This is a genomic window from Gemmatimonadaceae bacterium, from assembly GCA_036496605.1.
Classification (GTDB): domain Bacteria; phylum Gemmatimonadota; class Gemmatimonadetes; order Gemmatimonadales; family Gemmatimonadaceae; genus AG2.
In genome coordinates, this window is the sequence record DASXKV010000020.1 from 12,294 (window position 1) to 37,518 (window position 25,225).

Below are 25,225 nucleotides of genomic sequence, written 5' to 3' on the forward strand. Positions count from 1 at the left end.
CCACCACCACCAATCGGCAATCACTAACTACTACCATGGCACCTCGCCGCACTTCCGTCGAACACTCCAAGGGCGTCTTCAACGTCGAGTGGCCGCTCTTTGGCGAGCTGTCGCGAGCGCTGGCCCTCAAAGTCTCGCGCGCCTACGATCCTGAAATCGTCATCGGCATCGCTACCGCCGGCGTCATTCCAGGCGCCGTGATCGCAGCGATCCTCGATCGTGAGTTTCATTCGATCGTCGTCAGCCGCCGTTATGGTGCCGACGCGCCACGCGACATACCTGCCGTGCTCGGCGGCGTCCCGTCGGCGGTTCGAAATCGACGTGTCCTCATCGTCGACGAGACGTGCGACAGCGGCGACACGATGCGTCTCGCGGTCAGCGCGCTCACCAGCGCTGGCGCCGCGGCCGTGCGCACCGCCGTCGGATTCAAGACCGGATCGTACGAGCCCGACTTTCATTCCATCGCGACGGAGAGCACGATCGTGCTGCCCTGGGATCGCGAGATCCTCATCGACGGCGAGTTGGTTACGAATCCACTCTACGCAGGCGTGCTCGGGACGTAGTTGGTGGTTGGTGGTTGGTTATTCGTCGTTGGTGCAGAAGGAGCGCTCGCGAGCTTGGCTCGCAGCCAATCCGCCTGAGCAGCAACCCGCAACTAGCACCAGCTCTATCCTGCGCTCGCGACAGCAGCATCGTACGCCATGCCATTGCCCATAGCGTCGTAGACGTGCTGCATCACTTCGGCGCTCGCGATGAGAAAGCGGCAGCGCTGCGCACCCATCGACCGGCACTCGACCTCCATCACCGCCAGCGGGCTGCCCGCGAGACGGCCGAAGAAGTCGGCGAATAGCCCCGTCGTGAGATAGCAGCCAGGGAACTCGAGACCCGTCGACGCATCGGCCTCGGCCCAATCGCCGCTGTCGACCGTCGCGACCGAGTCGCCCACGGTGCCCAGCTCGAGCGAGCCCCAGCCGAGCTCTCCGAAAAATTGCGTTGCCCTCTGACCGAACCTGGTCGCGGGTTGTGCCTCGGGCGCACCATACCCGCCCGCTTTCAACCATTCCGTGAATGCGTCGAACAGCGTCGCGCCGCCGGCGTAACCGGCATTCTGCAGATGCATCGCAGCTTGCGGCCCGTTTTCGCGGAGCAGGGAAGCACACAGTGCGACGAGCGTCTCGCGCGTCATTCCCACCATCGCATTTGCCGGCAGGTCGATCGAGTGCGCCATCAGCTGGTCTCCGCTTCGGTCATACCCACTCGTCGTAGAAGCTCGGCTTCGTCAATGGTCTCGACGCCGAGTGTGCGTGCTTTCTCCAATTTGCTGCCGGCGTCGTCGCCAACGACGACGAAGTCCGTCGCCTTCGACACGCTGCTCGTGACGCGGCCCCCCTGCGCCTCAATCAACTCCGTAGCCGCCGTGCGCGAAAGCGTCGGCAGGGTTCCCGTGATGACGACTGCGAGACCTTTGAAGGCACCGCTGGCAACGACCTGCTTCGGCTCAGTGAAATTGACGCCCGCGCCGGCCAGCTTCTTCACGAGCTTCCGCGCCGACGCGTCGTCGAAGAACGCGGTGACCGCGACGGCGATCGTTTCGCCGATGCCGCGAATTGCGAGGATATCGTCGGCGGACGCCTCGGAGATCGCGGGTAAATCCCCGAAGTGCCTGGCGAGAAGCTCTGCGGCCGTCGCGCCGACATGCCGAATACCGAGGCCAAAGAGGAGCCTCGAGAGCGGCTGGGCTTTCGACGCCTCGATGGCGGCGACGAGCTGCTGAGCGCTCTTCTGCGCGAAGCCCTCCAGCTCGAGTAGCTGGTCAGCCGTCACCGAGTACAGATCGCCGACGTCGTGGATCAGCTCTGCATTGATGAGCTGCTCGATGCGAGCGTACGAAAGACCGCGGATGTCCATTGCCCCGCGTGACGCAAAATGGACGAGACCCTCGAGCTGCCGTCCTGGACACGCGACGTTCGGACAGTAGATCGCGACCTCCTCCTCGTCTCGTTCGACGGGAGTCCTGCACACCGGGCAGTGCGTCGGCGCGCGAACCCTCTTCGGCGGCTCGTTAGGGTCGCGCCGCTCCGGGATCGGCCCGATCACCTGGGGGATCACCTCGCCGGCTCGCTTGACCTGAACCCAGTCGCCCGGTCGCAGATCCTTGTCGCGTATCAGGTCGAAGTTGTGCAGCGTCGCGAGCTTCACCGTCGCGCCCCCGATCTCGACCGGCTCGAGCATCGCGAATGGATTGAGCGCCCCCGTGCGCCCAACGTTCACCTCGATCGAGAGGAGCTTCGTCTCGGCGATGTCCGGCGCGAACTTGCGCGCGATTGCATAACGAGGCTCTCGCGCGACGATGCCGAGCTCCTCCCACAGCGAGAGCTTGTCCACCTTCACGACGCCGCCGTCGATCGCGAAATCGAGAGAGGCGCGGATCCGTGATTCGAGCGCGCGCGCCCATTCGTGTGCTTCCTGGAGCGATCCGCAGCACTGACGGTTCGGCGCGACCGGAATACCCCACTCGGCCAACAGGTCGAGTAGTTCCGACTGCCGCTCGATCGCGAGCCGCACTCCGGTTGGGACCGCGATGGCATAGCCGAAGAATCGCAGCGGCCGCGACGCCGTGATCGACGAGTCGAGCATGCGGAGCGATCCGGACGCCGAGTTCCGCGGATTGGCGTACACGGGCTCGCCGGCTTTCACGCGCTCCTCGTTCATCTTCTCGAATCCGCTGAAGGGCATGTAGACCTCGCCACGAATCTCCATGAGCGGCGGGTGTCCGCTGCCCTTGAGTCGGAGCGGGATCTCGTGAATCGTGCGGATGTTTGGCGTGACGTCCTCGCCGATCGTGCCGTTTCCGCGCGTCGCGCCGGTGACGAGAATTCCGTCCTCGTAGGTGAGACTCACCGCCGCGCCGTCGATCTTGAGTTCGCAGTTGTATCCGGCGCGACGCACTTCCTCACCCGCGATGCGGACGATGCGCTCCTCCCATGCCGCAAGCTCGTCCTCGTTGAACGCATTGCCTAACGACAACATCGGCACGAGGTGCTGATGCTTCGTGAGCTGGCTCTGCGGCTCCGCGCCCACACGCTGCGTCGGGGAATCCGGCGTCCGGAGCGTCGGGTGCTGCTCCTCGATCTCCTTCAACTCGCGCATGAGCCGATCGTACTCGGCGTCCGATTGAGTCGGTGCGTCGAGGACGTAGTACTCGTAGTTGGCGCGCTCGATCTCTTCGCGAAGCCACTTGGCGCGCGCGGCGAGATCGTGATGGACGTCCGTCAATGGCGACTAGCCCCGTGACTCTTCTTCGAGGACCTGCATCGCGACCGACACCAGGCGGTCCAGCTCCTGATCGGAGGCCTTCGGTAAGAGCGTTTCCGCCCACATATGATCTTCCGTGGTTGCGTAACGATCCAGGAGGCGCCGAACAAAACCGATCAGCGCGATGCGCTGCAGCTCGGACCGCCGCTGAACTTCGTTCGCTCCCTTCTGCGAGCGCATCAGGGTCTCGAACCGATGCGCGTTGCGCAGCGCCTTCGCCGTGAGCGACGCGACAACCTGGCAGAAATGCACGTCTGCGTCGGAGAACGGCTCGGCGTCGCGCTCCGTGCGCAGAAAAATCGCTCCGATCACCGTGCCCTGCCATTGAATCGGCACGACGACGATCGATCGCACATTCCGTGTATCGAGCGCCGATTTGATCGAGCGCAGCATCGGATCCGTCGTTGCATCCGGAATGAAGACGGTCTCCTTCGAGTCGAAGGCGCGCTTCAATTCCGGGTAGCGATTCAGATCGACGACCAGATTGCGAATCGCCGGATCTTCGTAGCTCGCGACGAGCCGCACTTCGTCCTTCTCGCCGGCGAGAAAGATCGCGCAGCGGTCGAGCCCAAACGCATCGCCGAGTTTGCGAGCAATGCTCTGTAAAATGTCGACGAAGTGCAGTGATGAGGAGATTTCCTGCAGAATGTCGACGACTGCAACGAGATGATCGCGCTCGCGCTGGAGCTCGGCGACGCGGCTTCGCAGCCGCGCCACCTCGTCGTCATGGCCGAAGCTCGCCTCCGACGTCGGCGACCCCGGATTGCTCGCCGATGGGTCGTTCCCGGTCGTTGCTCCCCTCGTCGAGTTGCTCTGACTCATGTTCGGCGGTGTGCGCGTTGAAAGCGTCGCTGTCGAAACGGATCACGCGATTCCGACCCGTCTCTTTAGCAACGTAGAGCGCGTCGTCCGCCGCGCGAACCAGTGCATCGCAACTCGCAATGCGGGGATGGGGCCATCCGGCGACGCCGAAGCTTACCGAGCGCTTGATCGTGCCGCCGTCGAAGGTGAATGTACGCGACTCGACCTCTTTGCGCACCCGCTCCGCGAACGTTACCGCCGCGTCGAGCACTGTTCCCGGCAACAGGAGCATGAACTCCTCGCCGCCGTACCGCCCGACGCGGTCGACTTTTTCGCGTGCTTCGTTCTTCAGAATGCGCGCGAACTGCTTGAGCACCGCGTCTCCCGCCTGGTGGCCGTACGTGTCGTTCACAGCCTTGAATCGGTCGAGATCGCACATGACGCACGACAGCGGCTCGGAGAGTCGCTTCGCATGCGCGAACATCGCGTCGAGTTGTTGCTCGAGATGTCGGCGATTGTCGAGTCCCGTCAGTCCGTCGGTCTGCGACATGTAGCGCAGCCGCTCATTCGCCTCGAGGAGCTGCCGCTCTCGCTCCTCGAGCTCTTCCTGCAGACGCTTGATGCGTAGCATCGAACGCAGCCGAGCCTTGAGCTCCGGAAATTCGATCGGCTTCGTTATGTAATCGTCAGCGCCCGCCTCGAGTCCTTCGACCTTGTCTTCGGTCGTATCGAGCGCCGTCTGCATGATGATTGGAATGAAGGGCAGGTTCGTGTTCGATTTCACGCGGCGCGCGACTTCCATTCCGTCGATGTGCGGCATCATGACGTCGAGGAGGATCAGATCGGGCGGTTCGGCCTCGACCTTCTCCAATGCCTGACCACCATCCATGGCCGACTCGGTCGTGTAACCCCACGACTCCAGTCGCGCGCGCAACAACTCGATGTTGTCCTCGTGATCGTCGACGATCAGGATGCGCGCCGGTGATTCCAGCTCATCTGCCATTGTCCTTCCCGAGGAATCGCTGCACCTCGGCGACCACGGCGCGTGGCTCGCACGGCTTTGCCAGATATCCATCACATCCGACTTCCATCGCCTTCTCGCGATCCGATGCGAGCGCATGCGCCGTGAGGGCGATGATCGGAATCTGCCGAGTCTCCGGATCGTGCTTCAGCACTTGCGTCGCTTCCCATCCGTCGATGATGGGAATCGAAATGTCCATGAGAATCAGGTCCGGCTTTTCCGACCGCGCCTTTGCGATGCCTTCCTCGCCATTGAGTGCCTCGGTTACGGAGTAGCCGAAGTGACGCAGGATCGTGGAATAGACGATGCGGTTGTCTTCGTTGTCTTCAACCAGCAGTACCGTCTTGCCGTTCGTGGACATGAGTCTTCTCACACGCCGGCTCTGGCCAGCGCGATGGGGTGGGATCAGAGTGGCGTGCGGCGGTGTGTGATGGATGCCCTAGACCGGTGAATACCGGAAATCTGTTGTCTTGCTCGCAAGTTTCTTACCACACAACAGGAGGTTCGACTCGATGTCTTATGCCGGGAAGGATTCTCGCTCCAGACGTACCGCGTCAAGCGCGACGATCGATTCGCCAGTGGCGACGCGGGCGCGGCGCGGAGCGGGCGCCCGCCTCCTCGAGCGCGAGCTTCCGATTAGATCCCGCGGCGCGGCTCGACCGTACCCGGAGCAGTCCGGCGAGGACGGAGAGCTCGACTGGCAGCACATAGCGATCTTCGCCGCCGGCGCGCTCCTGGGCGCGGCCGTTGGCGCCGGTGCGGCGCTCTTGTTTGCGCCGCAAAGTGGCGCCGACGCGCGGCACAATCTGGCGCGGCGCGGTCGTCATCTGCGCGCGCGCACCGCCACGGCGTGGGACGACTTGCGACACGAGCTTCGTTATGCGGCACGCACCGGCCGGCGCAGGCTGGCTCGCAAGTTCAGCGGCACCTTCCGCCATCACGATGAGCGGCGCGAGCGGCACAACGGCGACCTCGCCGATGATTAGTGCAGCGCCCGGAGCCGTTCTTCGGCCAGCTGTTTGTATCGTGGATCGTTGTAGTCTGTAACCGGCAGCTTCGCGATCGTTTCGTATTCCGCGCGCGCTTTCGCGCTCTCGTCGCGATCGGCATACACGCCCGCGAGGTCGAGGCGATGCGTAATCCGATTCGGTTCTAGGGCCACCGCGCGCTCCAGATACCGCTGCGCGTTCTCCCAGCTTGCCTCGCCCAGGACCCCGCCTCCGAGCAGATTTCTGGCCGCCCACCGCTCGAATCCGCTGAGGCGCATGATCTCAGCGTTCCACATGCCGAGAACGTGCAGCGCGCCCGCGTTCAACGAATCAAGACGAAGTGCGGCTTGGACCTCGTCGTGAACGACGCCGGCGTATTTCACCTTGTCGCGCTTCCCTTTCGACAACGCGACACGACCGAGTGCTTTCGCGAGTGCGAAGTGCGCGTTCGACGAGTTGGGATCGGCCTTTACCGCAAGTCGTCCAAGCTGCTCACCGCGTGCGTAATAGCTCTGCCGCTCGGCATCGCTGAATTCACCGAGATCGACAGCGGCGTTCGACGCCTTCCACAGCGCCTCGACGCTCGACGAATCGGCGGCGACCGCGGCTTCGTACTGCTCTAGCGCCGCCGCCAGATTGCGCGCCGTGAACTCCTTGTCGCCGAGAGCGATGTGCTCAGCCGCGCTCTGTCCAGCGGCGACCTGCGTGATGAGGAGCATTGCGGTCGCCACCGTCGCGCGTATGCTCATGCGAATGCTCATACCCGAAGCTCCCTGATGCGTGAGAGAGACCGAAAGCGAGCAACGCTCGTCGCTCGTCCGGGGCGCTCGCGTCCGCCGTCCGTGGACCGGCGCCAACGTAGGTCTACCCCGAAGACCGGTCAATGCTCGCGCAACGGCTGATCGAACGAAAGCGGGATGGCGGGCGACTCGAGCCGGGTGAGTGGCGGGCCCTAACGTTGGCGTACACCGCTGGTCACGTCCCCGACTATCAGATGGCCGCGTTCCTCATGGCCTGTTTCATTCGTGGCCTCGATCGTGAGGAAACGTCAGCGTTGACGGAAGCAATGCTTGGCAGCGGCGCACGCCTGGTGCTCGCCGATCTCGCAGTCGCGCGCGTGGACAAGCACTCAACGGGCGGTGTCGGTGACAAGGTGTCGCTGGTTCTCGCCCCGCTGATTGCGTCGCTTGGCGTCACCGTGCCGATGATGTCCGGCCGCGGCCTCGGCCACACCGGCGGCACGTTGGACAAGCTCGAATCAATCCCGGGGTTTCGGACGAGCCTAACGCTGGCCGAGGCCCGTGCACAGATCGAGGCCATTGGCTGCGCATTGATTGGGCAAACGCAGGAGATCGCCCCGGCGGATCGAAAGATGTATGCCTTACGAGACGCGACGGGCACGGTCGAGTCGATTCCGCTCATCGCTGCCTCGATCATGAGCAAGAAGCTGGCGGAGGATCTCACCGGCCTCGTGGTCGACATCAAGCGCGGGAGCGGATCATTTCTTCCGCAGCTCGAGCGCGAGCTCGAGCTCGCCGACGCGATGATCCGCCTCGGATCCGACCACGGCTGCCCCGTCGTCGCGCTCATTACGGCAATGGATCGACCGCTTGGTCGTGCCTGCGGCAACGCGCTCGAGATCGAGGAGGCCATTCACACCTTGAAGGGTGAAGGACCGCCTGATCTGCTCGAGGTGACTTATGCGCTCGGCGTTGAGATGTTGCTCATGGCCGGCGCGTCGTTGACGCCGGACGAGGCCCGCCGGCAGATGGAAAAGGCCATCGGTACAGGCAAGGCCGCGGAGCATTTTCAGAAGATCATCGAAGCGCAGGGCGGCAATCCCGGCGTCGTCGACGACCCCGCCGTGCTCCCGCAAGCGGCCGAGTGCGAGCTATTCAGCGCGCCGCGACGAGGATTCGTTGCGCGCGTCGAGCCGAAGGTCATCGGACGTGGCATCATCGCGATCGGCGGCGGCCGCGCAAAGATGGAAGACCGTGTGGATCCCAGCGTGGGATTCGTGATCACCGCGCGTCCCGGTGATTGGGTCGAGCAGGGTGAGCCGCTGGCGACCATCTTCGCGCGGGATCGCGCCGGTGTCGAGGCGGGCCGCCAGGCGCTGCGTCAAGCGATAGTCGTTTCCGACGAAGCCGATCCTCCACTTCCGCTCGTTTCACATCGCGTGAGCAGTGCCGGAGTGGAGGTCGTACCAGGCATCTGATCGCGCATGCTCGGCGTGTCCTTTGCTGTTGTCAGCGAAGCAGTCAGTAATCCCTTGGCCCCTAGCTCCTCGCTCTTGTCATGCCTCCTCGCATCGCAAAGCTGATCGCCGTAAGCGCCTTCGGCGCCATCGCGCTCTTCGTTTTTGTTTTCGTCGTCATCGCGATCGCCGTCGTCCCTCGACGCACCGGTGGCATCGACATCACCCAGGCTATGGTGACGTGGATCTCCGTTGGAATCGCCGTCCTCGCGCTGATTGCCGTCCACATCATCATCGGCCGCGGACTCTTCGCCTTCGCTCGCGGCGCTCGGAGCGAGATCTGAGCGAATCGTCGAAGCTTGCCTAACGGCTGTACAACATGTTGAGGTGCGTACTGGCCCAGCCTCGTTCGACGGCGTTTCGCGGCGCGCGAGCCAGATAGAGCCCGTACTCCAGCCGCGCCATGGTCGTGTCGTTGCGCTGTTCGGCGGCAAGGCCGAGAAAGACGTGCGGCAGCGCGTAGTCCGAGTCCGCGCTCAGGGCCGTCCGGAGTTGGTGTTCCGCCTCGGTGATCTTTCCCGATCCCAACAACAGGCTCGCCTGAAACACGAGCGCGAGCGGGTCATCGGCTCGAATGAGCAGAGCGGTCTGAAGCTCGTTCAGCGCCGTCGCCGTGTCGTGCAGTGCCGCCGCGGCGGCGGCGAGGCGCACGTGGGCCATGTAAAAACCAAGATTCTCCACGAGCGCCTGCTCGTACGCCGCGCGCGCTTCACGATACCGGTGCCGGCTCGCATGCAGCGAGCCGATGGAGTAATAGAGAAACTCCTTCGACACGTATGGCGCAACCGTCGAATCGCGTTGAATACTTTCTAAACGCTGGACGAGCGTCGTCAGATCGCCAATCGCGCTGTCAGGTTCGTTGAGATGCACCCACGCGTAGGCGCGCGGGATCCGCAGCATCACGGCACTCGGGTCTTTCCGCATTGCTTTCGCCCACTCGTCGACCGCCTTTCGGTAATTACCGACGCCGTACGCATGCATGCCCGCGGTGACGGGGTCACGGTCCGCCTGAGCCCCTCTCAGGCCGATGATCCATGGCGGTATGTCCAGCGTACCCTCGAGGAACGGGCTGTACGCGAGCGCGATCGTGGCAAGTGAATCGGTCGCGAGTGCCACGTTAGGCTCCACCGCAAAGATCCGTCGGATCGCGCCGTCGGGCATCGCGCGCCAGGGGAACTGCTGGCGCAGCAGCTTGAACCGCGCGTAGTAGGCGTCGGAAAAGGTCGGGTCGAGCCGCAACGCCCAGTAGAACGCCTGATCGGCGAGACCGGGAAGGACTCGGCGCACACTATCGCCCAATCGGTAATACGACAGCGCATCGTTCGGGTCAGCCGCGGAATCACCGAGGGCGGGTCGCGGATACGGTCCGTGAAGGTTGGCGATCGGATAGTGCGACGCTCGCCATACCGGGCCTTTCTCTCGCGCCGCGCTATCCAGGGCCGAGTCGTATCGCGTGACCAACGGTCGCGACCGTGGGGGTGGCGGCGCGATCGGTTGACAGCCGATCGCCCACACCGAGCCGGTGAAGGCCGCTAAGCCGAGCATACGCCGATAGACCGTGTGCATTGGCGAGGGCTGCCGAGCCTGGATGCTCGTATCATGCGCACGGGCTGCGTCTTTTCTCAAGGGCTCGCCAGGGGTCATTCCGTCGAGCTCAGCGCACAAAGAAGACCCACCTAACGGCTGCTGGCGCCCGCGAGGTCAGTCGCGGCGAAGATGGCGGGTCCGGGCCGTGCGTTGCCCGACAGCCCCTTCAGTGAGGAGGCAGTTATGAATCCCCGATTTGTCGTCGCTGGGCTCGCCTTGGCGGCCGCAGCATGCAGTGGCGGAAGCAACGTCCACGTTCAGACCGAATCGGCACCGAGTTTCTCGACGGCCAGTCGGTCCACATTCAGGATTCTGCCGGTGCCATCGCGTTCGGACGGAGCGAGTCTGGGTTCGAACGATCCGATGCTGGCGAACTCGATCACCAATCAGAAGCTGCGCGAGGACGTGCGGCAGGCGCTGGAGGCGCGTGGGTATCGTCCCGCCGACGGCGAGCGCGCGGATCTCGACGTCGCGGTCTACGCCGCAGCCAATCAGGCGCTGGACATTCGGACGTATAATTACGGGTATACCTGGCGCGGCTGGCCGCGAGAGTACACTTCGGTGACGCCGTACGAGAAAGGCACGGTTATCGTCGATCTCGTCGATCCCGGTTCGCGCCAGTTGTTGTGGCGCGGTCAGGGCGTCGCACAGGTCTCGAACAATCCCAATAAGTACGTCAACGAGTTGGGCAAGGTCGTGAACTCGATCGCGAAGAAGCTTCCCGCGGCTCACTCCTAGGACGAACTGACGGTCCCAGGCCCGACGGCCTGGGACCACGGGTTGGCTCGGACCGCCGGACGGCGAGATATTGGGTTCTTCGCGAATGTTGGGATAAGTCGATTCGAGGTCGGCCAGAACCGAAACGCGCGTAATGCCATGCGGAGATCTGCATGGCGAGGCAGCCTTGGAGAGCTTTGGGACGCGAATGGCGCGAAGGAGGGCGAATCCCACCCAAAAGTTCTATCGCTTCGTCGATTCCATCGAGAAACGATAGCTACTGAAAGGAGCTGGATACGATTCGCTCACATTCGCGGAATTCGCGTCGCAAAAAACGTGGACTGTCCACGCGGCACAGGCTTGGAGGGCCGTCGGGACGCGCATGGCCCGAATGAGGGCGATTCTCGTCAGTGAGCTCAAGCTCGCGCTTTCCCGAAATTTCCCTAAGAACCCGATATTGGAATCCGTGCGGCAGCGGCACTGTCGAGTTCGTCGCTGTCGGCGCGGAGCCTAACGAGCCAACCCATAGTGAAACGAACTTTCTTCATCGCGTTAGGCGCCGTCGTCCTGCTGTTGGATCGCGCGGCCGGTCAGGCGCCGTACAGGAATCCGGCACTCCCGATCGACATTCGCGTCCGCGACCTCCTCGGCCGCATGACGCTCGACGAGAAGTTCTGGCAGCTCTTCATGCTCCCTGGAGGACGTGATTCCGCGGCGGACTACTCGCACGGAGTGTTCGGACTGCAGAACCGGAGTGCGACGGATGCGCGAAGCGATGCCCAGCTCCAGAACGCGCTCCAGCATTACTTCGTCGATTCAACACGGCTCGGCGTTCCGATCATTCCGTTCGAGGAGGCCGTACACGGCGTGATGCGGAGCGGCGCAGTCGTCTATCCCGCCGCAATTGCGCTTGCCGCGACGTTCGATTCCGAGCTCGTTCGTGACGTCACATCGCATATGGCGCGCGAAGCACGCGCCCGCGGGATACGCCAGGTGCTGTCACCGGTGGTCAACCTCGCCACGGATGTGCGCTGGGGCCGCGTGGAGGAGACGTACGGCGAAGATCCGGTGCTCGCGTCGGTCATGACGCGGGCCTATGTCGGCGCGTTCGAGCGACAGAGTGTGATCGCCACGCCGAAGCACTTCGTCGCAAACGTCGGTGAAGGAGGACGCGACAGCTATCCGATTGACATCGACGCGCGCTTGCTCCAGGAGCTTTTCTATCCGCCCTTTCGCGCCGCGATCCTCGATGCTGGCGCTCGCTCCGTAATGGCCGCGTACAACTCCGTGGATGGGATCCCGGCCTCACAGAACCGCGCGCTGCTCGACGGCACATTGAAGCATGATTGGCGATTCAAAGGGTTCGTCATCTCGGATGAATCGGCGGTCGGTGGCGCCGTGGTTTTACATCGCACTGAGGCGGACACGAGGTCCGCGACGAAGAATGCACTCGAGGCGGGGCTCGACGTCATCTTCCAGGCGGAGTACAACGACCACGCTCCCTACCTTGCGGCCTTCAAGAGCGGCGCTATTCCTGAGAGGGTAATCGACAGCGCCGTCGCCCGGGTGCTTCGGGCCAAGTTCCAACTCGGCCTCTTCGAGCATCCATACGTGGACGCGGACAGCGCGTCTCCTGGGTCGGACAGCGTCGGTTCACGCGCACTCGCTCGTAACGTGGCGCGCAAGTCCGTGGTCCTGCTCGCGAATCGCGGGAGCATGCTGCCATTAGCCGCGAGTGTTGGCGGCGTTGCGTTGATCGGCACGGATGCCGTCGACGCCCGTTTGGGCGGCTATACGCTCGACAGCGCTCACGGCCTGTCCATTCTGGAAGGACTGCGTGCCCGACTCGGCGGCCGCGTGCACTACGCCGCCGGTCCCGGCCGATCGAGGGATGACTACGGCGTGGTCCCGGCGCAATATCTGGACCCGCTACGTGGTGAGTACTTTGATAACATCGCGCTCGAGGGAATGCCGCGTCGTACGCGGATCGACGAGAATATCGATTTTCACTGGACCTTCAACGCGCCCTCGCGCAGGCTCCAGGTCGGCTGGTACTCGGTGCGTTGGACGGGACGATTACGCGCTCCGACGAGTGGTGCGCGTCGTCTCGGCGTGGAAGGGAACGACGGCTACAGGTTGTACCTCGACGGCAAGCTGCTGATCGACAACTGGCGCAAGCAGTCGTATCGCACTGCACTGGTTCCTGTTCCGCTCTCACCCGGTTCGACGCACGACCTCCGGCTGGAGTTTTTCGAGAGCGCCGGCAACGCTCGCGTACGTCTCGTCTGGGACACGACCGCGGCCGACTTTCAGCAGCAGCAAATCGACTCCGCCGTTGCCCTCGCGCGTCGGAGCGACGTCGTCATTGTCGTCGCGGGCATCGAAGAAGGGGAGTTTCGCGATCGCTCATCGCTCGCCCTTCCGGGGCGTCAGGAGGATCTGATCCTGAGTGTGGCGGCGCTCGGCAAGCCGGTGATCGTCATTCTCGTCGGCGGCAGCGCGATCACGATGTCACGCTGGGTCGACAAGGTCGGCGCCGTACTGATGGCGTGGTATCCCGGAACGGAGGGCGGCGATGCCGTTGCCGACGTGTTGTTAGGCGACGACGATCCAGGTGGTCGATTGCCAGTGACTTTTCCGATGACCGAGGGACAGCTGCCGCTTCGCTACAATCACAAACCGACGGGCCGCGGCGACGACTACGTCGACCTCACGGGCGAGCCCGCGTTTCCCTTTGGCTTCGGATTGAGTTACACGCAGTTCGAGTACAGCGCGTTGAGAATCGAGCCCGACATGATCGGAGCGACGGGGCGCGCACGAATCACATTCCGCGTGCGCAATAGCGGCGCGCGGGCAGGGGACGAAATCCCACAGCTATATGTGCGTCCGGTCGTCTCGCCCGTCGCGCAGCCGGTGATGGCACTGAAGGCATTTGGCCGACTGCATCTTGCTCCTGGCGAGGCACGCGACGTGACGTTCCTGTTGAACGCGAGCGATCTCCGCGTTCTCGACGATCGCATGCGGTGGCGCTTGCCGGCGGGCAGGACGATCGTCCTGGTTGGCGCGTCGTCGAAGGACATCCGCCTTCGGGGAGAGCTGTCGACTCGTTAGGATTTGGATGTCTGGGATCGGTCGCGCCGTTGACGGAACCACAGATGGCCGACGATCAGCCCGAAGAAGATCGACACGAGGCCGAAAGTAACAAGCGATTCGGCCATTCCGTTCTTCGTGAGCTCCCTCCTATCACCCGCGACGGTCATGAGCATCAAGACAGACCCCAAATACCCGCAGACGGTGATTATGCCTGCGAGATACGGACCCAGCACCGGCACGCGACGCACCGGTCGCCCGATCAAGGAGTAAACGAGTCCACCGCCTGCACCGCCGGCGGAGGCCAAGACGATAGCACCCAGCGCCGGGAGAAGAAGCCGTGGCTGGCGAACCGCACCTAGGAGCATGAAGACAGCACGAACTGAGGTTACCGCCGCGAGAATCGCTGCTCCGTAGATGGCCGGACGCGTCCACTCCGGGCGTGCCTCGACCCAGTTCGCGGCGCTCCCCAGCACCCGCATCCAGCCGGCGACCGGAAGCTGCGGCATGTCGGGAAAGTGCTCCTTTTCGAATTTCTCACGTGCCTGGCAGATCGTGCACATCTTCGCGTGGAGCGCGGCTCGCTCGCCGTACGCGATACGCGACTCGAGCGACGCGTCGCTGGCGGGCGCTTCGCGCTCCCACTGCTCGGTCCATCGACACGTCGGCAGACCGCTCTTCGCAAATGCCTCGTCTCGCTCGGCGCATGCGAGACGGAACGCGACGACTTGTGCTTGGTATTTCGGCAACTTCACGCGGCCGGCCTCGCAGGCAGCGTAACTGTGGGGAGGCAGCCCGAGTTCCGCTGCAAATTCGTCTGCAGTAAGACCCAGACGCGCTCGAGCAGCGCCAAGTTCAGATGCGGTTATCGTGGTCGGCATGATGATGCGGCTGCCAGGGAAAGGTGTAGCAGAGACTCAACTTTGTCGCCTGGTGCATCAACCCGCAATGAGCTCGTCCGCCAAGAATCAAAGGGCAGAACGACGTGGGTCGCCCTGCCCCTTTTGACTCCAGACGGAATCTCAGATGTCCAGGTTCGAGACGAACTGCGCGTTCTTTTCGATGAACTCGCGCCGCGGCTCGACGTCGTCGCCCATGAGTGTTTGGAAAACACTGTCGGCGAGCACCGCGTCCTCCATCGCCACCTTGAGGAGCGTGCGACGCTCCGGATCCATCGTCGTGTCGAAGAGCTGATCCTTGTTCATCTCACCCAGACCCTTGTAGCGCTGGATGTTGATGTTTCCCTTACCATCGCCGTTGCCGCCACCGCCGAAGCGCTTCACAATCTCATCGCGCTCCTTGAGGTCGTACGCGTAGAACGCCTCCTTCCCCTTTGCGATGCGGAAAAGTGGCGGTTGCGCGATGTACATGTAGCCGGCGTCGATCAGCTCCGGCATCTGGCGGAAGAAGAACGTGAGCAGCAGCGTGCGAATGTGCGCGCCGTCCACATCCGCGTCCGTCATGATGATGATCTTGTGATAGCGCGCGCGTCCGATCTCGAACTCTTCCTTGATGCCGGTGCCGATCGCGGTGATGATGGTTCGGATTTCTTCGTTCGAGAGCACCTTGTCGATGCGCGCCTTTTCGACGTTGATGATCTTTCCGCGGAGCGGCAGAATCGCCTGGAACTCGCGCTTGCGTCCCTGCTTCGCCGAGCCGCCAGCCGAGTCGCCCTCGACGAGGTACAGTTCACAGAGCGCGGGATCGGTCAGTGTGCAGTCGGCCAGCTTACCGGGCAGGTGGCCCACATCGAGCGCCGACTTCTTCCGCGTGAGATCGCGCGCCTTACGAGCCGCTTCGCGCGCGCGCGCCGCCGACACTGCCTTCTCGACGATGATATTGGCCGATCGCGGATGCTCGTCGAGATAGGAGCCGAGCCACTCGTTGACGACGGTCTTCACCGCCGACTCGACCTCGGAGTTGCCGAGCTTCGTTTTGGTCTGCCCCTCGAACTGCGGCTCGCGTACCTTGACCGACAACACTGCCGTCAATCCTTCGCGAACGTCATCGCCCGACAGTGTGAAGTCCGCCTTTTTCAGGAAACCGCCCTTCTGCGCGTACTGATTGATGACGCGCGTCAGCGCCGCCTTGAAGCCCGTTAGGTGCGTGCCCCCCTCGTGCGTGTTGATGTTGTTCACGAACGAGAACACGGTGTCGTTGTAGCCGTCGTTGTATTGCAGGGCGAGCTCGATCCCGATGTCGTCCTTCGTCGTCTCGCAGTAGATGACCTCGGCGTGCAGCGGTTTGCGCTTGTCGTTCAGGTGCTGCACGAACTCCTTCAGGCCACCTTTGGCGTGGAAGGTCTCCTCTTTCTCCTCGCCCGGACGCTCGTCTTTGAGCGTGATGACAACGCCCTTGTTGAGGAACGAGAGCTCGCGCAATCGCATCGCGAGTGTATCGAATCGATAAACCAGATCGGTGAAGATCTGATCGTCCGGCTTGAAGTAGACCGTCGTGCCGCTCTCTTTCTTTGGCACCTCGCGCAGAACCTTGAGCTTGGTTTTGGTGTTACCGCGCTCGAAGTCCATGTAATACTCTTTGCCGTCGCGCTTCACCCACACCTTGAGCTTTTCCGACAGCGCGTTGACGACGGACACGCCGACACCGTGCAAGCCGCCGGAGACTTTGTACGTGTTCTTGTCGAATTTGCCGCCGGCGTGAAGCACCGTCATCGCGAGCTCGACGCCCGGCATCTTCTCCGTCGGGTGAATGTCGACGGGAATGCCACGCCCGTTGTCTTCGACGGTGATCGAATTATCCTGGTGAATCACGGCCGAGATGCGATCGGCGTAGCCGACGAGCGCTTCGTCGATCGAGTTGTCGACGACCTCGTAGACCAGGTGGTGGAGCCCGCGCTCCGACGTCGATCCGATGTACATGCCGGGGCGTTTTCGAACAGCCTCGAGCCCCTTGAGGACTTGGATCTGTCCGGCATCGTATCGCTCGCCAGACTGCGCTTGCTCAGTTCCTTTCGCCATGAAATACCGCCTCGATCACATCCGAAGAAAATCCGAAAATTTGCGCCGGTCCAACCTGAAAAAGCTAACCTCCGACACAGCGTATCGCAACCCGTGATTTCCGCTGCAAACTTCATTGCCCCAACGACTTATCACTTTTCGCCGAGCTCCGCTTCCATGAACACCGGCGGGCCCGTCGCCTCAACGCGCCAACTGCCAGCGTATCCTCCTGATCGGAGCCCGTTTTGCCCTCGTATTGAGCGACCTCAGGAGCTCCGGCTCCAACAACGACAGCTCGTTCATCCACGCGTTCGTCTGCACCGCGACGAAGAGCGTCCCATTCGCGGAAATCGAGAGCGGCTCCGTCACGGCCGCGATCTGATCGCCTACCAGCCGCGCCCACTCGGGAATGATCCCAGCCTGTTCGACGCGATCCCGCAGTCCGCGTTGGTCGAGGAAATTGGCGACGACGTTCGCGACGGGCTCGGGCTTCCTCTTCTTCCGCTCACTCACCGCGTAAGGCTCCGGCCGTGATTCGAAAACGCTGAAGCTTCGGCAAGCCGCCCGGAACGTCGGTCTCGCGCGGCACGGCGAGAATCGTCTGGCCCAGCCCGCTCTCCGACAGCAGGTCGACAATGCGCTGCGTCCGCGGCGCGTCGAGCTCGGCGAAGGGATCGTCGAGCAGAACCAGCGGAGCGCCGCCGCGTCGGTCGTGTAACGTCGCGGCTTCGAGCAGCCGTAGCGCGATCGCCGCCGTGCGCTGCTGACCCGCCGAGCCGAAGACGCGCAGCTCGCGTGACACGCCGTCCGCGCCCGCGATCGTGATGAGCAAATCATCACGGTGTGGACCGGAACGCGTGAGGCCAAAGCGCAGGTCGGCGGTGCGCTGCTGCTCGAAGAGTCGCGCCAGCGAGGCGCGGCGATCGGTGCCCTCGAGTGGGGGAGCCGCGCTCGCATAGCGGATGGCGAGGGCGTCGCCGCCAATCGTGCGCGCGAGATCGGCGAAGCGTGTCGCGACGCTCTCCACCCAGCCTTCGCGCTCGGCCCAGAGCACTGTGCCGTACTCGGCGAGTGGCTCCTCCCAGACCTCGACGCGCGCGTCGGTGCGGGCGGCCGGAAGACGCGCCATATCCCGCAACGCGGCGTTTCGCCTGACGAGCGCAGCCCGGTATCGCTGCAGCGCGCGCAGGTAGGCCCGCGAGCTCACGGCAAGCAGGATGTCGAGGAATCGCCGGCGGAGGGCGGGTGCGCCCGCGACGAGCTCCACGTCCGTGGGCGAAAACATCGCCACGGGCATCGCCCCGACCGCGTCACCCAGCCGCTCGCAGACGACGCCGTCGAGCCGAACGCGTTTTCGTTTGCCGACGCGCTCGAAGCCGACACCGATCTCACTCACGCGATCGCTCGCGACGTGAGCACCGAGATGAAATCCAGCGGTGCCGAAACGGACAAGATCCTGATCGCGAGCCCCTCGCACCGATCGGAGCAGCTGCAAGTAGTAGATCGCCTCCAGCAGGTTCGTCTTCCCCTGACCATTCTGCCCGACGATGAGCATCCCGTTCCCGGGAAGCGTCAAGTCGATACGTTCGAGATTGCGAAAGTCGCGGATCGAGAGTGTATCGATCCGCGCCGCGGTGGCCACGCTGCTCACGCGCCGGCGAATCGGGGCGGTCGCTTTTCCAGAAATGCTCGCGTGCCTTCCGCCGTGTCGCGCGTCGAGATGAGCACGCCGAAGCACGTCGCCTCGAGCGCGAGCGCGTCGTCGAGTGGCATCTCCAGACCGCGGTCGACCATCTCGATGCAGGCGGCGAGGCCGAGCGGCGCATTCATGAGCATTTGCTGAATCATCGCCGCCGCGATGGCGAGCAGCTGATCGCCCGGCACCACACGATTCACGAGCCCGATGCGATGGGCTTCCTGCGCGTCGATCATCTCCCCCGTGAGGAGCAGCTGCAACGCGCGCCCGCGCCCGACGAGTCGTGGCAACCGCTGCGTCCCGCCGTACCCCGGAATGAGGCCGAGCTTCGACTCCGGCTGCCCGAACTTCGCTGCTTCGGATGCAATGCGAATGTGACACGCCATCGCCAGCTCGCAGCCGCCGCCGAGCGCAAATCCATTCACCGCGGCGACCGTTGGTTTAGAGCACGTCTCGAAGCGCCGGAAGATCTCCTGGCCGCGACGCGCCAGTCGCTGGCCCTCGAGCGCACTCTGGCCCGACAACTCGGAGATGTCCGCACCCGCAATGAACGCGCGACCAGCCCCGGTGAGAATCACGCCCGCCACGTCATCGCGCGATTGCAACTCGTCGATGGCCACTCCGAGCTCGCCGATCGTTACTCCGTTCAACGCGTTCAGCTTGTCGGGGCGGTTGACCGTCAGCGTCGCGATGCGATCCTGGACGGACAACGTCAAATGCTGGTAAGCCATGGTGTGCCAGCGGGGAGGGAAAGGCGAAGACGAGACTCGAGAAAGGCGGGAACGACGGTCGCGAGGAATCTAATTGACTCGGGTCTCCTTCTTGCCCTCCCCTACTGTCGTATGGCGACCAAGTGGTTACTCCGCCAAGGCACGAAGCGATCGGGTTTTCGCTACGTCGACGAAGCGGGCCGCGCCGTCCGGGACAAGCGCACGCTTCATCGCATCGACACACTGCGGATTCCGCCGGCGTGGCGCGACGTGCGCATTGCCGCGAGTGCGCAGAGTCGCATCCAGGCATGGGGCTACGACGCGCGCAACCGAAGGCAATATCGCTACCACGAGCGCGCCGTCGAGCGCAGAGAGCTGCGGAAGTATTACCGAGTGCGTGAGCTTGCCAAGTCGTTGCCGCAAATGCGGGCCGTGCTCCGCCGCGATGCCGCGCAGCGCCGACTCTCCCGCGAGACGGTCGCAGCGACGGTGCTGCGGCTCATCAGTGAAAGCTTTTGCCGCGTTGGCGGCGAGCGGTATGCCCGCGAAAATGGCACGTTCGGCATAACGACGCTGCGCAAGAAGCATGTATCGATCGATGGCGATTGCGTCGTTCTCTCATACCTCGGCAAGAGCAACAAGAAGCAACGCCAGGTGATCGTGAGCCGCGAGCTCTCCAAGCTGGTCGCACGGCAGCTCGCCGCGCCGGGCTCGCGCCTCTTCCGCTATCGCAGCGTCGACGGCGGCTGGTGCGACGTCACGGCGCGCGATGTGAACAACTACCTGCACGATCGACTCGGCCGACAGTTCAGTGCGAAAGACTTTCGCACGTGGGGCGGGACGCTCCGCGCGGCGACCGTGCTCGCCGAACTGGGCGCACCACACAGCGAGCGCGAAGCCAAACGCAACGTCGCGCTCGCGATGCGACTCGTGTCGTCGGAGCTCGGCAACACACCGACGATTTGCCGGAAGTCGTACGTGCATCCCATCGTGATCGCGCGTTACGTCGACGAGGGTGACGCGATCGCATTTCCACCAGCGCGCCGTGCCGCCGCAAATCGAGGCCAGGCACATTCACCCGAAGAGCGAGCCCTCATCGGTTTCCTCGATCGCCATTTCCCCGAGCGCCGTCGACGTCCGCGGCACGAGGAGGAGGACGAGCGAGACGCTGCCTGATGCACGCACTCCGGCGGAACTTCGCTTCTCCCGATGACACGATGACTAACTTTCCCCGGTGCAAATCATTGAAGCCGTGCGCTGGTCCGATGATGGGCTCGGCGTGCGCATCATCGATCAGCGTCTACTTCCCGGCCAGCTCGTCGAGCGCGACCTTCGGACCCTGGACGACGTAACGGACGCCATCCGCACGTTAGCCGTGCGTGGCGCGCCCGCGATCGGCATCGCCGGCGCCATGGGACTCGTCGTCGCGCTGGCGCCTAACGCGAGAGGTACACGCGAGGCGCTGCTCACGCGTGCAGGCCAGGCGTCGTCCGCGATTCGAGCGACGCGGCCGACGGCGGTGAATCTTCCGTGGGCACTCGATCGCATGCTGCGGTGCGCCGAGCGAGTGAGCGGCGATGGCATGGCGATCATCGCCGCGTTACATGACGAAGCGTCGTCGATTCTCGAGGACGATCGCCGCATGTGTCGGCGGATCGGCGAGCACGGCGCACCGTTGTTGAGAGACGGCGCTCGCGTTCTCACACACTGCAACGCCGGCGCGCTCGCGACCGGCGGCATTGGCACCGCCCTCGCCGCCATCTACGTCGCCGTCGAGAATGGTCGTTCGGTGGAAGTCTTCGTCGACGAATCACGGCCGTTACTCCAGGGCAGCCGGCTCACCGCGTGGGAGCTACAGCGCGCCGGCATTCAGGTCACCGTGCTGGCGGACGGTATGGCGGCGTCCCTCCTGCGCGAGCGGGGAATCGATCTCTGTCTCGTCGGCGCTGATCGGATCGCCGCGAACGGCGATGTTGCCAACAAGATCGGGACATACAACCTTGCGATCGCCTCGCGGTACCACGATGTGCCATTCATTGTCGCCGCGCCGACCTCGACGCTCGATCCGGCAACCGAACGCGGCAGCGACATCGTCATCGAGCAGCGAAACGCGGACGAAATAACACACCTCGGCACCACCATGACGACGCCGGCCGGTGTCTGCATCTATAATCCAGCATTCGATGTCACGCCCGCGGATCTGGTGACGGCGATCGTCACCGACCGCGGCGTTCACCGCCCGCCGTATCGACTTGGATGACCGTTAGGCAGAGCAAGCTCGCGCAGGACCTCGAGAGACACTGCCGCGCCCTTTCGGCATGCCGGCGATGCGAGCTCCGCGATGTTCAGCCGATCGTGTCGCTCGCGCGACGCCCGCGCGTGATGCTCGTCGGTCAGGCACCCGGCCGGGTCGAGAGCGGCGGTGGACACGCGTTCGCCGGACGAGCAGGCAAGACGCTCTTCAGATGGTTCGAGCGAATCGGACTGGACGAGGCGACCGCGCGCGATCGCATCTACATCGCCGCCGTCACTCGCTGCTACCCCGGACCGAGTCCGAGCGGCCGTGGTGATCGCGTGCCGTCGCTCGATGAGCGTGCGAACTGCGCAGGCTGGCTCGACGCGGAACTACAGCTCCTTCGGCCGCGGCTCTTGATTCCGGTTGGCCGGCTGGCGATCGAACGCTTTCTGCCCCGGCTTCCGCTCGAGGACTTGATCGGCCGCGAGCACATGGTCGATCATGTCGCTGGGCAGTGCGTCGCGATACCGCTGCCGCATCCCTCTGGCGCGAGCAGCTGGATCCATCAGGGCGATCATGGCTTGCTGCTGGCTGGTTCGCTCCAGTTGATCGGCGCGCGCCTCGGCCAACTCGGTGTCGTTCGAAGAGCTAGCGCGCAGAACGTCGCCTGAAATGCTTCGACTCCTTCTCGTCTTACAACTCCACGGTCCCGGTGACCATCCGGGTGGCGACAGCTGGTTTGGCGTGGACAAGGTGAAGCACTTCTTCATGGGCGCCTTCGTGCAGAGCGTAGGCTACAGTGCGGTTCGTGCCACTGGCGCAAGCCATAGTGCGTCATTGGTTGCCGCGACGGGGATCACTGCAGCAGTGAGCGTGGGGAAAGAAGTATGGGATGCGCACAGCGGAGGAACGCCGAGCGTGCGGGATCTCACATGGGACGCGGCGGGGGCGGCAGCGGCGACGCTTCTGCTCCAGCAGTCGGTCCGATGAGGACCGGGCGACGAGTGCTTGCCTTATATTGCGCCAGGTTGAACTATCGACGGGCTCGGCGATTTACCGGTGGACCCTCCAACCGTTCCGACGCATGGCCAAACCGCCAAGTCCGGTGCCCACTCATGAGCAGCCGTCGAGTGAATCGTTGCACGATCGCCGGTCCAACCCGGAGCTCCGACGACTGATCGAGGAAATGCTGGAGCGAGTTCGGCAAATGAATCGCAACATCGGCGTCTGGAGTCCCGAGGAGCGTGCGCGTGCGGAGGCCGACCTGGACTCGGTGATGGCACGCGTGCGGCGGCTCGCGGGTGAGCGCCGCGGGTGATGCATCGTTTGGAATTGCCTAACGGATTACGGACATGAAAGCGCGAACGAAGTTTTTGCTCGGTGGCCTGCTGGTCCTTGGCCCGGTCGGCTACCTGATGGCGAGCTCGATCAAGCAGACCGGCGTCTATTACATGACGCCGACCGAGCTTTCGGCAAAGCTCGCGGCCGATTCGACCTTCCGCGACGTTGGCGTGAAGGTGGGGGCGCGTGTCGTGCCGGGCTCGATTCAGCGCGATCCAGGCGGACGTGAGTACGCTTTCCGCGTGACCGATGGCGCGCGAACGTTGCCAGTCGTGTATCGCGGGATCGCGCCCGACACGTTCACCGATAGCGTCGACGTCGTCGTCGAGGGACGTATGGGGCGTGACGGCACCTTCCGCGCGACGACCTTGCTCGCAAAGTGCGCGTCTCGCTATGAGAACGCTCCGGAGAAATACCGCGACACGCCCGGCTACAAGAGCGCGGCCGGCGGAGGATCACGCGCGTGATTCTCATTGGGGAGTTGGCATTGTGGGTTGGGCTCCTGATGGCGGCCTGGGCGACGACGGTCTCCTTCGCCGGCGGCGCCCTTCAGCGCGACGATCTGATCGCAAGCGGGAGACGCGCGATCTACGCGACCTTCGCCATGGTGCTCGCCGCATCGATCGGTCTGTGGACGGCGCTGCTCTCGCGGGATTTCTCGCTCGAGTACGTGGCCGGTCACATCAGCGCCAACATGCCGAACGTCTACGTCTTCACGGCGTTCTGGAGCGGTCAGGCCGGCTCGATGCTTTTCTGGGCTCTGATCCTGTCCCTCTATTCGGCGATCGCCGTCTACGCGAATCGTGACCGCAATCGAGCGCTCATTCCGTATGCAGCCGGCACGTTAGGCGCGATTCTCGTTTTCTTCCTCGCGACGACGTGCTTCAAGGCGAATCCATTCGCGCGCCTCGACTGGACGCCGATGGATGGCCGGGGAATGAATCCGCAGCTCCAGAATCCGGGGATGGCGATCCACCCACCCAACCTCTACCTCGGCTACGTTGCGACGGCGATACCGTTCGCGTTCGCCATCGCGGCGCTGATCACGCGCCGACTCGACGCCGAATGGCTCGCGGTCGTTAGGCGATGGTCGCTGCTTTCCTGGTTCTTCCTCACCTGTGGCATTGTGCTCGGCATGTGGTGGGCATACGTCGAACTGGGATGGGGCGGCTATTGGGCATGGGATCCGGTCGAGAATGCATCGTTCCTGCCGTGGCTTACCGGCACCGCGTTCCTGCATTCGATCATGATTCAGGAAAAGCGGGGGATGCTGCGCAAGTGGAATGTCGTGCTCGTCGTCGTAACCTTCCTGCTCTCGATCTTCGGTACGTTCATAACGCGCAGCGGAGTGGTCGAGAGCGTACACTCGTTTGCGCAGTCGCCAGTGGGATCGTGGTTCGGCGCGTTCTTCTTCCTTGCGACAGGCACGACGATCTATCTCGTTGCAACGCGTCTCAAGAGCCTCGAGGCGAAGGCGGAGCTCGAGAGCATGGTGAGCCGTGAGGCGGCATTCCTGTACAACAATCTTGTCCTCGTCGGGATCGCGTTCGCCGTGCTGTGGGGGACGCTGTTCCCGATCCTGTCCGAATGGGTGCGGGGACAGAAGATCACCGTGGGACCGCCCTTCTTTAACGCGGTGAATCGCCCGCTCGGGTTGTTGCTGCTCGCGCTCACGGGGATCGGGCCACTCATTGCCTGGCGCAAAGCATCGACGGCGAATCTCAAGCGGCAATTTCTGGTGCCGGCGCTCAGTGCTGTCGTGTTCGGCGGCCTGCTCGCGGCGTTAGGCATGGGGCGCGGGTACGCGATCGTGACCTATACCCTCGCGGCCTTCGTCTCCGCAACGATCATCCAGGAGTTCTACAAGGGGGTTTCGGCGCGACGGTCCATTCACGGCGAGAGCATTCCCGTTGGATTCGTCAGGCTCGTCGCGCGGAATCGCCGGCGCTACGGCGGTTACATCGTTCATGCCGGAATCGTGATGCTCTTCGCCGCGTTCGCGGGGCTCGCGTTCAAGAGCGAGTACGATATCACGCTGCGGACGGGACAGGAGTTTGAGACGAATGATCCCTACGGCCATCACTGGCGCTTCGTCAGCCAGGGCGCTTCGACTGACAAGCGTGAGAATCGCATGGTCACGTCTGTCGCCCTCGAGACGTTCCGTGATGGGCAACCGACGGGGTTCATCAAGTCGGAGAAGCGCCAGTATTTCGACAGCGCCGAGCGGCCGACGTTCGACCCGTCGACCGAAGTCGGCATCCGGACGACGGCGAAATTGGACACGTACGTCGTGCTTGCGGGCGTTCGCGGAGACGTCGCCGAGCTGCGCGTGACCTTCAACCCGCTCGTCGTGTGGGTGTGGCTCGGTGGCGCGCTCATGGCGATCGGCGGCTTGATTGTCATGTGGCCCCAGGCCGAACGGCGCCGTGTTCGTCAGGCAGGCTACGTGTCCGTGCTCGCGCCGGCCCACGCCGAGCCCGTTGCCGCGGCCATGGTTTGAGTTGAGTA

Annotated in this window: 25 protein-coding genes; 13 read left to right on the forward strand and 12 right to left on the reverse strand. The window is 63.7% G+C overall.

Features of this window, described 5'->3' with window-relative positions:
* Nucleotides 1-35 precede the first annotated feature (35 nt).
* The gene (locus VGH98_07295) at nt 36-563 is read left to right on the forward strand and encodes a phosphoribosyltransferase family protein (GenBank protein HEY2375768.1); all 528 of its coding nucleotides are present in this window, start codon (nt 36-38) and stop codon (nt 561-563) included.
* 104 nt (nt 564-667) lie between these two features.
* Here the strand turns inward: VGH98_07295 and VGH98_07300 are convergent, their stop codons facing one another.
* The 5 genes from VGH98_07300 to VGH98_07320 are packed head-to-tail and all read right to left on the reverse strand — an operon-like array spanning nt 668 to nt 5,498.
* Nucleotides 668-1,228, reverse strand: coding sequence for a V4R domain-containing protein (locus VGH98_07300; protein HEY2375769.1), 561 nt, complete (start codon nt 1,226-1,228; stop codon nt 668-670).
* Nucleotides 1,228-3,276, reverse strand: a complete 2,049-nt coding sequence (ligA, locus tag VGH98_07305) for an NAD-dependent DNA ligase LigA (protein HEY2375770.1) — start codon at nt 3,274-3,276, stop codon at nt 1,228-1,230. The genes VGH98_07300 and ligA overlap by 1 nt, the downstream gene beginning before the upstream one ends.
* A 6-nt stretch (nt 3,277-3,282) precedes the next feature.
* Complete coding sequence (locus VGH98_07310) at nt 3,283-4,137, reverse strand: GAF domain-containing protein (GenBank protein HEY2375771.1); 855 nt, start codon at nt 4,135-4,137, stop codon at nt 3,283-3,285.
* Entirely contained in the window at nt 4,040-5,119 is a 1,080-nt protein-coding gene (locus VGH98_07315; GenBank protein ID HEY2375772.1) for a diguanylate cyclase, read from the reverse strand. The genes VGH98_07310 and VGH98_07315 overlap by 98 nt, the downstream gene beginning before the upstream one ends.
* Entirely contained in the window at nt 5,109-5,498 is a 390-nt protein-coding gene (locus tag VGH98_07320) for a response regulator (GenBank protein ID HEY2375773.1), read from the reverse strand. Before VGH98_07320 ends, VGH98_07315 begins: the two co-directional genes overlap by 11 nt.
* A 151-nt stretch (nt 5,499-5,649) precedes the next feature.
* Between VGH98_07320 and VGH98_07325 the strand changes: the two genes are divergently transcribed.
* The gene (locus VGH98_07325) at nt 5,650-6,123 is read left to right on the forward strand and encodes a YtxH domain-containing protein (GenBank protein HEY2375774.1); all 474 of its coding nucleotides are present in this window, start codon (nt 5,650-5,652) and stop codon (nt 6,121-6,123) included.
* Here VGH98_07325 and VGH98_07330 read toward each other — a convergent pair.
* Entirely contained in the window at nt 6,120-6,887 is a 768-nt protein-coding gene (locus tag VGH98_07330) for a hypothetical protein (GenBank protein ID HEY2375775.1), read from the reverse strand. The two genes, VGH98_07325 and VGH98_07330, sit on opposite strands and share 4 nt — an antisense overlap.
* 122 nt (nt 6,888-7,009) lie before the next feature.
* Here VGH98_07330 and VGH98_07335 point away from each other — a divergent pair, with 122 nt between their 5' ends.
* Nucleotides 7,010-8,344 (forward strand): thymidine phosphorylase, encoded by a 1,335-nt coding sequence (locus VGH98_07335; protein ID HEY2375776.1) that lies wholly within the window; start codon nt 7,010-7,012, stop codon nt 8,342-8,344.
* A gap of 80 nt (nt 8,345-8,424) precedes the next feature.
* A complete protein-coding gene (locus VGH98_07340; protein HEY2375777.1) occupies nt 8,425-8,667 on the forward strand; it encodes a hypothetical protein in 243 nt (80 codons plus the stop codon).
* Between the two features lie 19 nt (nt 8,668-8,686).
* Here the strand turns inward: VGH98_07340 and VGH98_07345 are convergent, their stop codons facing one another.
* Nucleotides 8,687-9,928: a tetratricopeptide repeat protein gene (locus VGH98_07345; GenBank protein HEY2375778.1), complete on the reverse strand. Its 1,242-nt coding sequence runs from the start codon at nt 9,926-9,928 to the stop codon at nt 8,687-8,689.
* Nucleotides 9,929-10,153: 225 nt separating this feature from the next.
* On the opposite strand from VGH98_07345, the gene VGH98_07350 reads away from it, so the two are divergent.
* Together VGH98_07350 and VGH98_07355 are read left to right on the forward strand one after the other, a co-directional pair.
* Nucleotides 10,154-10,708 (forward strand): DUF4136 domain-containing protein, encoded by a 555-nt coding sequence (locus VGH98_07350; GenBank protein HEY2375779.1) that lies wholly within the window; start codon nt 10,154-10,156, stop codon nt 10,706-10,708.
* Between the two features lie 507 nt (nt 10,709-11,215).
* Nucleotides 11,216-13,798, forward strand: coding sequence for a glycoside hydrolase family 3 N-terminal domain-containing protein (locus tag VGH98_07355; GenBank protein ID HEY2375780.1), 2,583 nt, complete (start codon nt 11,216-11,218; stop codon nt 13,796-13,798).
* Here the strand turns inward: VGH98_07355 and VGH98_07360 are convergent.
* The 5 genes from VGH98_07360 to VGH98_07380 all read right to left on the reverse strand — a co-directional run bounded on the left by VGH98_07360 (nt 13,795) and on the right by VGH98_07380 (nt 19,161).
* The gene (locus VGH98_07360; GenBank protein ID HEY2375781.1) at nt 13,795-14,532 is read right to left on the reverse strand and encodes a hypothetical protein; all 738 of its coding nucleotides are present in this window, start codon (nt 14,530-14,532) and stop codon (nt 13,795-13,797) included. The genes VGH98_07355 and VGH98_07360 overlap by 4 nt on opposite strands.
* A gap of 267 nt (nt 14,533-14,799) precedes the next feature.
* Entirely contained in the window at nt 14,800-16,755 is a 1,956-nt protein-coding gene (gene gyrB, locus VGH98_07365) for a DNA topoisomerase (ATP-hydrolyzing) subunit B (protein ID HEY2375782.1), read from the reverse strand.
* A 180-nt stretch (nt 16,756-16,935) separates the two neighbouring features.
* On the reverse strand, nt 16,936-17,247 hold the full coding sequence (locus tag VGH98_07370; protein HEY2375783.1) for a DUF721 domain-containing protein: 312 nt from the start codon (nt 17,245-17,247) through the stop codon (nt 16,936-16,938).
* Nucleotides 17,240-18,385 carry a DNA replication and repair protein RecF gene (gene recF / locus VGH98_07375; GenBank protein HEY2375784.1) on the reverse strand — a complete coding sequence of 382 codons (1,146 nt, stop codon included), beginning with the start codon at nt 18,383-18,385 and terminating at the stop codon, nt 17,240-17,242. The genes VGH98_07370 and recF overlap by 8 nt, the downstream gene beginning before the upstream one ends.
* Complete coding sequence (locus VGH98_07380; GenBank protein HEY2375785.1) at nt 18,382-19,161, reverse strand: enoyl-CoA hydratase-related protein; 780 nt, start codon at nt 19,159-19,161, stop codon at nt 18,382-18,384. The genes recF and VGH98_07380 overlap by 4 nt, the downstream gene beginning before the upstream one ends.
* Before the next feature lie 111 nt (nt 19,162-19,272).
* On the opposite strand from VGH98_07380, the gene VGH98_07385 reads away from it, so the two are divergent.
* The 7 genes from VGH98_07385 to VGH98_07415 all read left to right on the forward strand — a co-directional run bounded on the left by VGH98_07385 (nt 19,273) and on the right by VGH98_07415 (nt 25,217).
* Nucleotides 19,273-20,316: a hypothetical protein gene (locus VGH98_07385; protein HEY2375786.1), complete on the forward strand. Its 1,044-nt coding sequence runs from the start codon at nt 19,273-19,275 to the stop codon at nt 20,314-20,316.
* A gap of 58 nt (nt 20,317-20,374) precedes the next feature.
* On the forward strand, nt 20,375-21,400 hold the full coding sequence (gene mtnA / locus VGH98_07390) for an S-methyl-5-thioribose-1-phosphate isomerase (GenBank protein ID HEY2375787.1): 1,026 nt from the start codon (nt 20,375-20,377) through the stop codon (nt 21,398-21,400).
* A complete protein-coding gene (locus VGH98_07395; protein HEY2375788.1) occupies nt 21,397-22,047 on the forward strand; it encodes a uracil-DNA glycosylase family protein in 651 nt (216 codons plus the stop codon). Before mtnA ends, VGH98_07395 begins: the two co-directional genes overlap by 4 nt.
* 1 nt (nt 22,048) lies before the next feature.
* Nucleotides 22,049-22,366 carry a DUF2279 domain-containing protein gene (locus tag VGH98_07400; protein ID HEY2375789.1) on the forward strand — a complete coding sequence of 106 codons (318 nt, stop codon included), beginning with the start codon at nt 22,049-22,051 and terminating at the stop codon, nt 22,364-22,366.
* 115 nt (nt 22,367-22,481) lie between these two features.
* The gene (locus VGH98_07405) at nt 22,482-22,694 is read left to right on the forward strand and encodes a hypothetical protein (GenBank protein ID HEY2375790.1); all 213 of its coding nucleotides are present in this window, start codon (nt 22,482-22,484) and stop codon (nt 22,692-22,694) included.
* 34 nt (nt 22,695-22,728) lie between these two features.
* Nucleotides 22,729-23,184: a cytochrome c maturation protein CcmE gene (locus VGH98_07410; GenBank protein HEY2375791.1), complete on the forward strand. Its 456-nt coding sequence runs from the start codon at nt 22,729-22,731 to the stop codon at nt 23,182-23,184.
* Entirely contained in the window at nt 23,181-25,217 is a 2,037-nt protein-coding gene (locus VGH98_07415; GenBank protein HEY2375792.1) for a heme lyase CcmF/NrfE family subunit, read from the forward strand. The genes VGH98_07410 and VGH98_07415 overlap by 4 nt, the downstream gene beginning before the upstream one ends.
* The last annotated feature ends 8 nt before the right edge of the window (nt 25,218-25,225 follow it).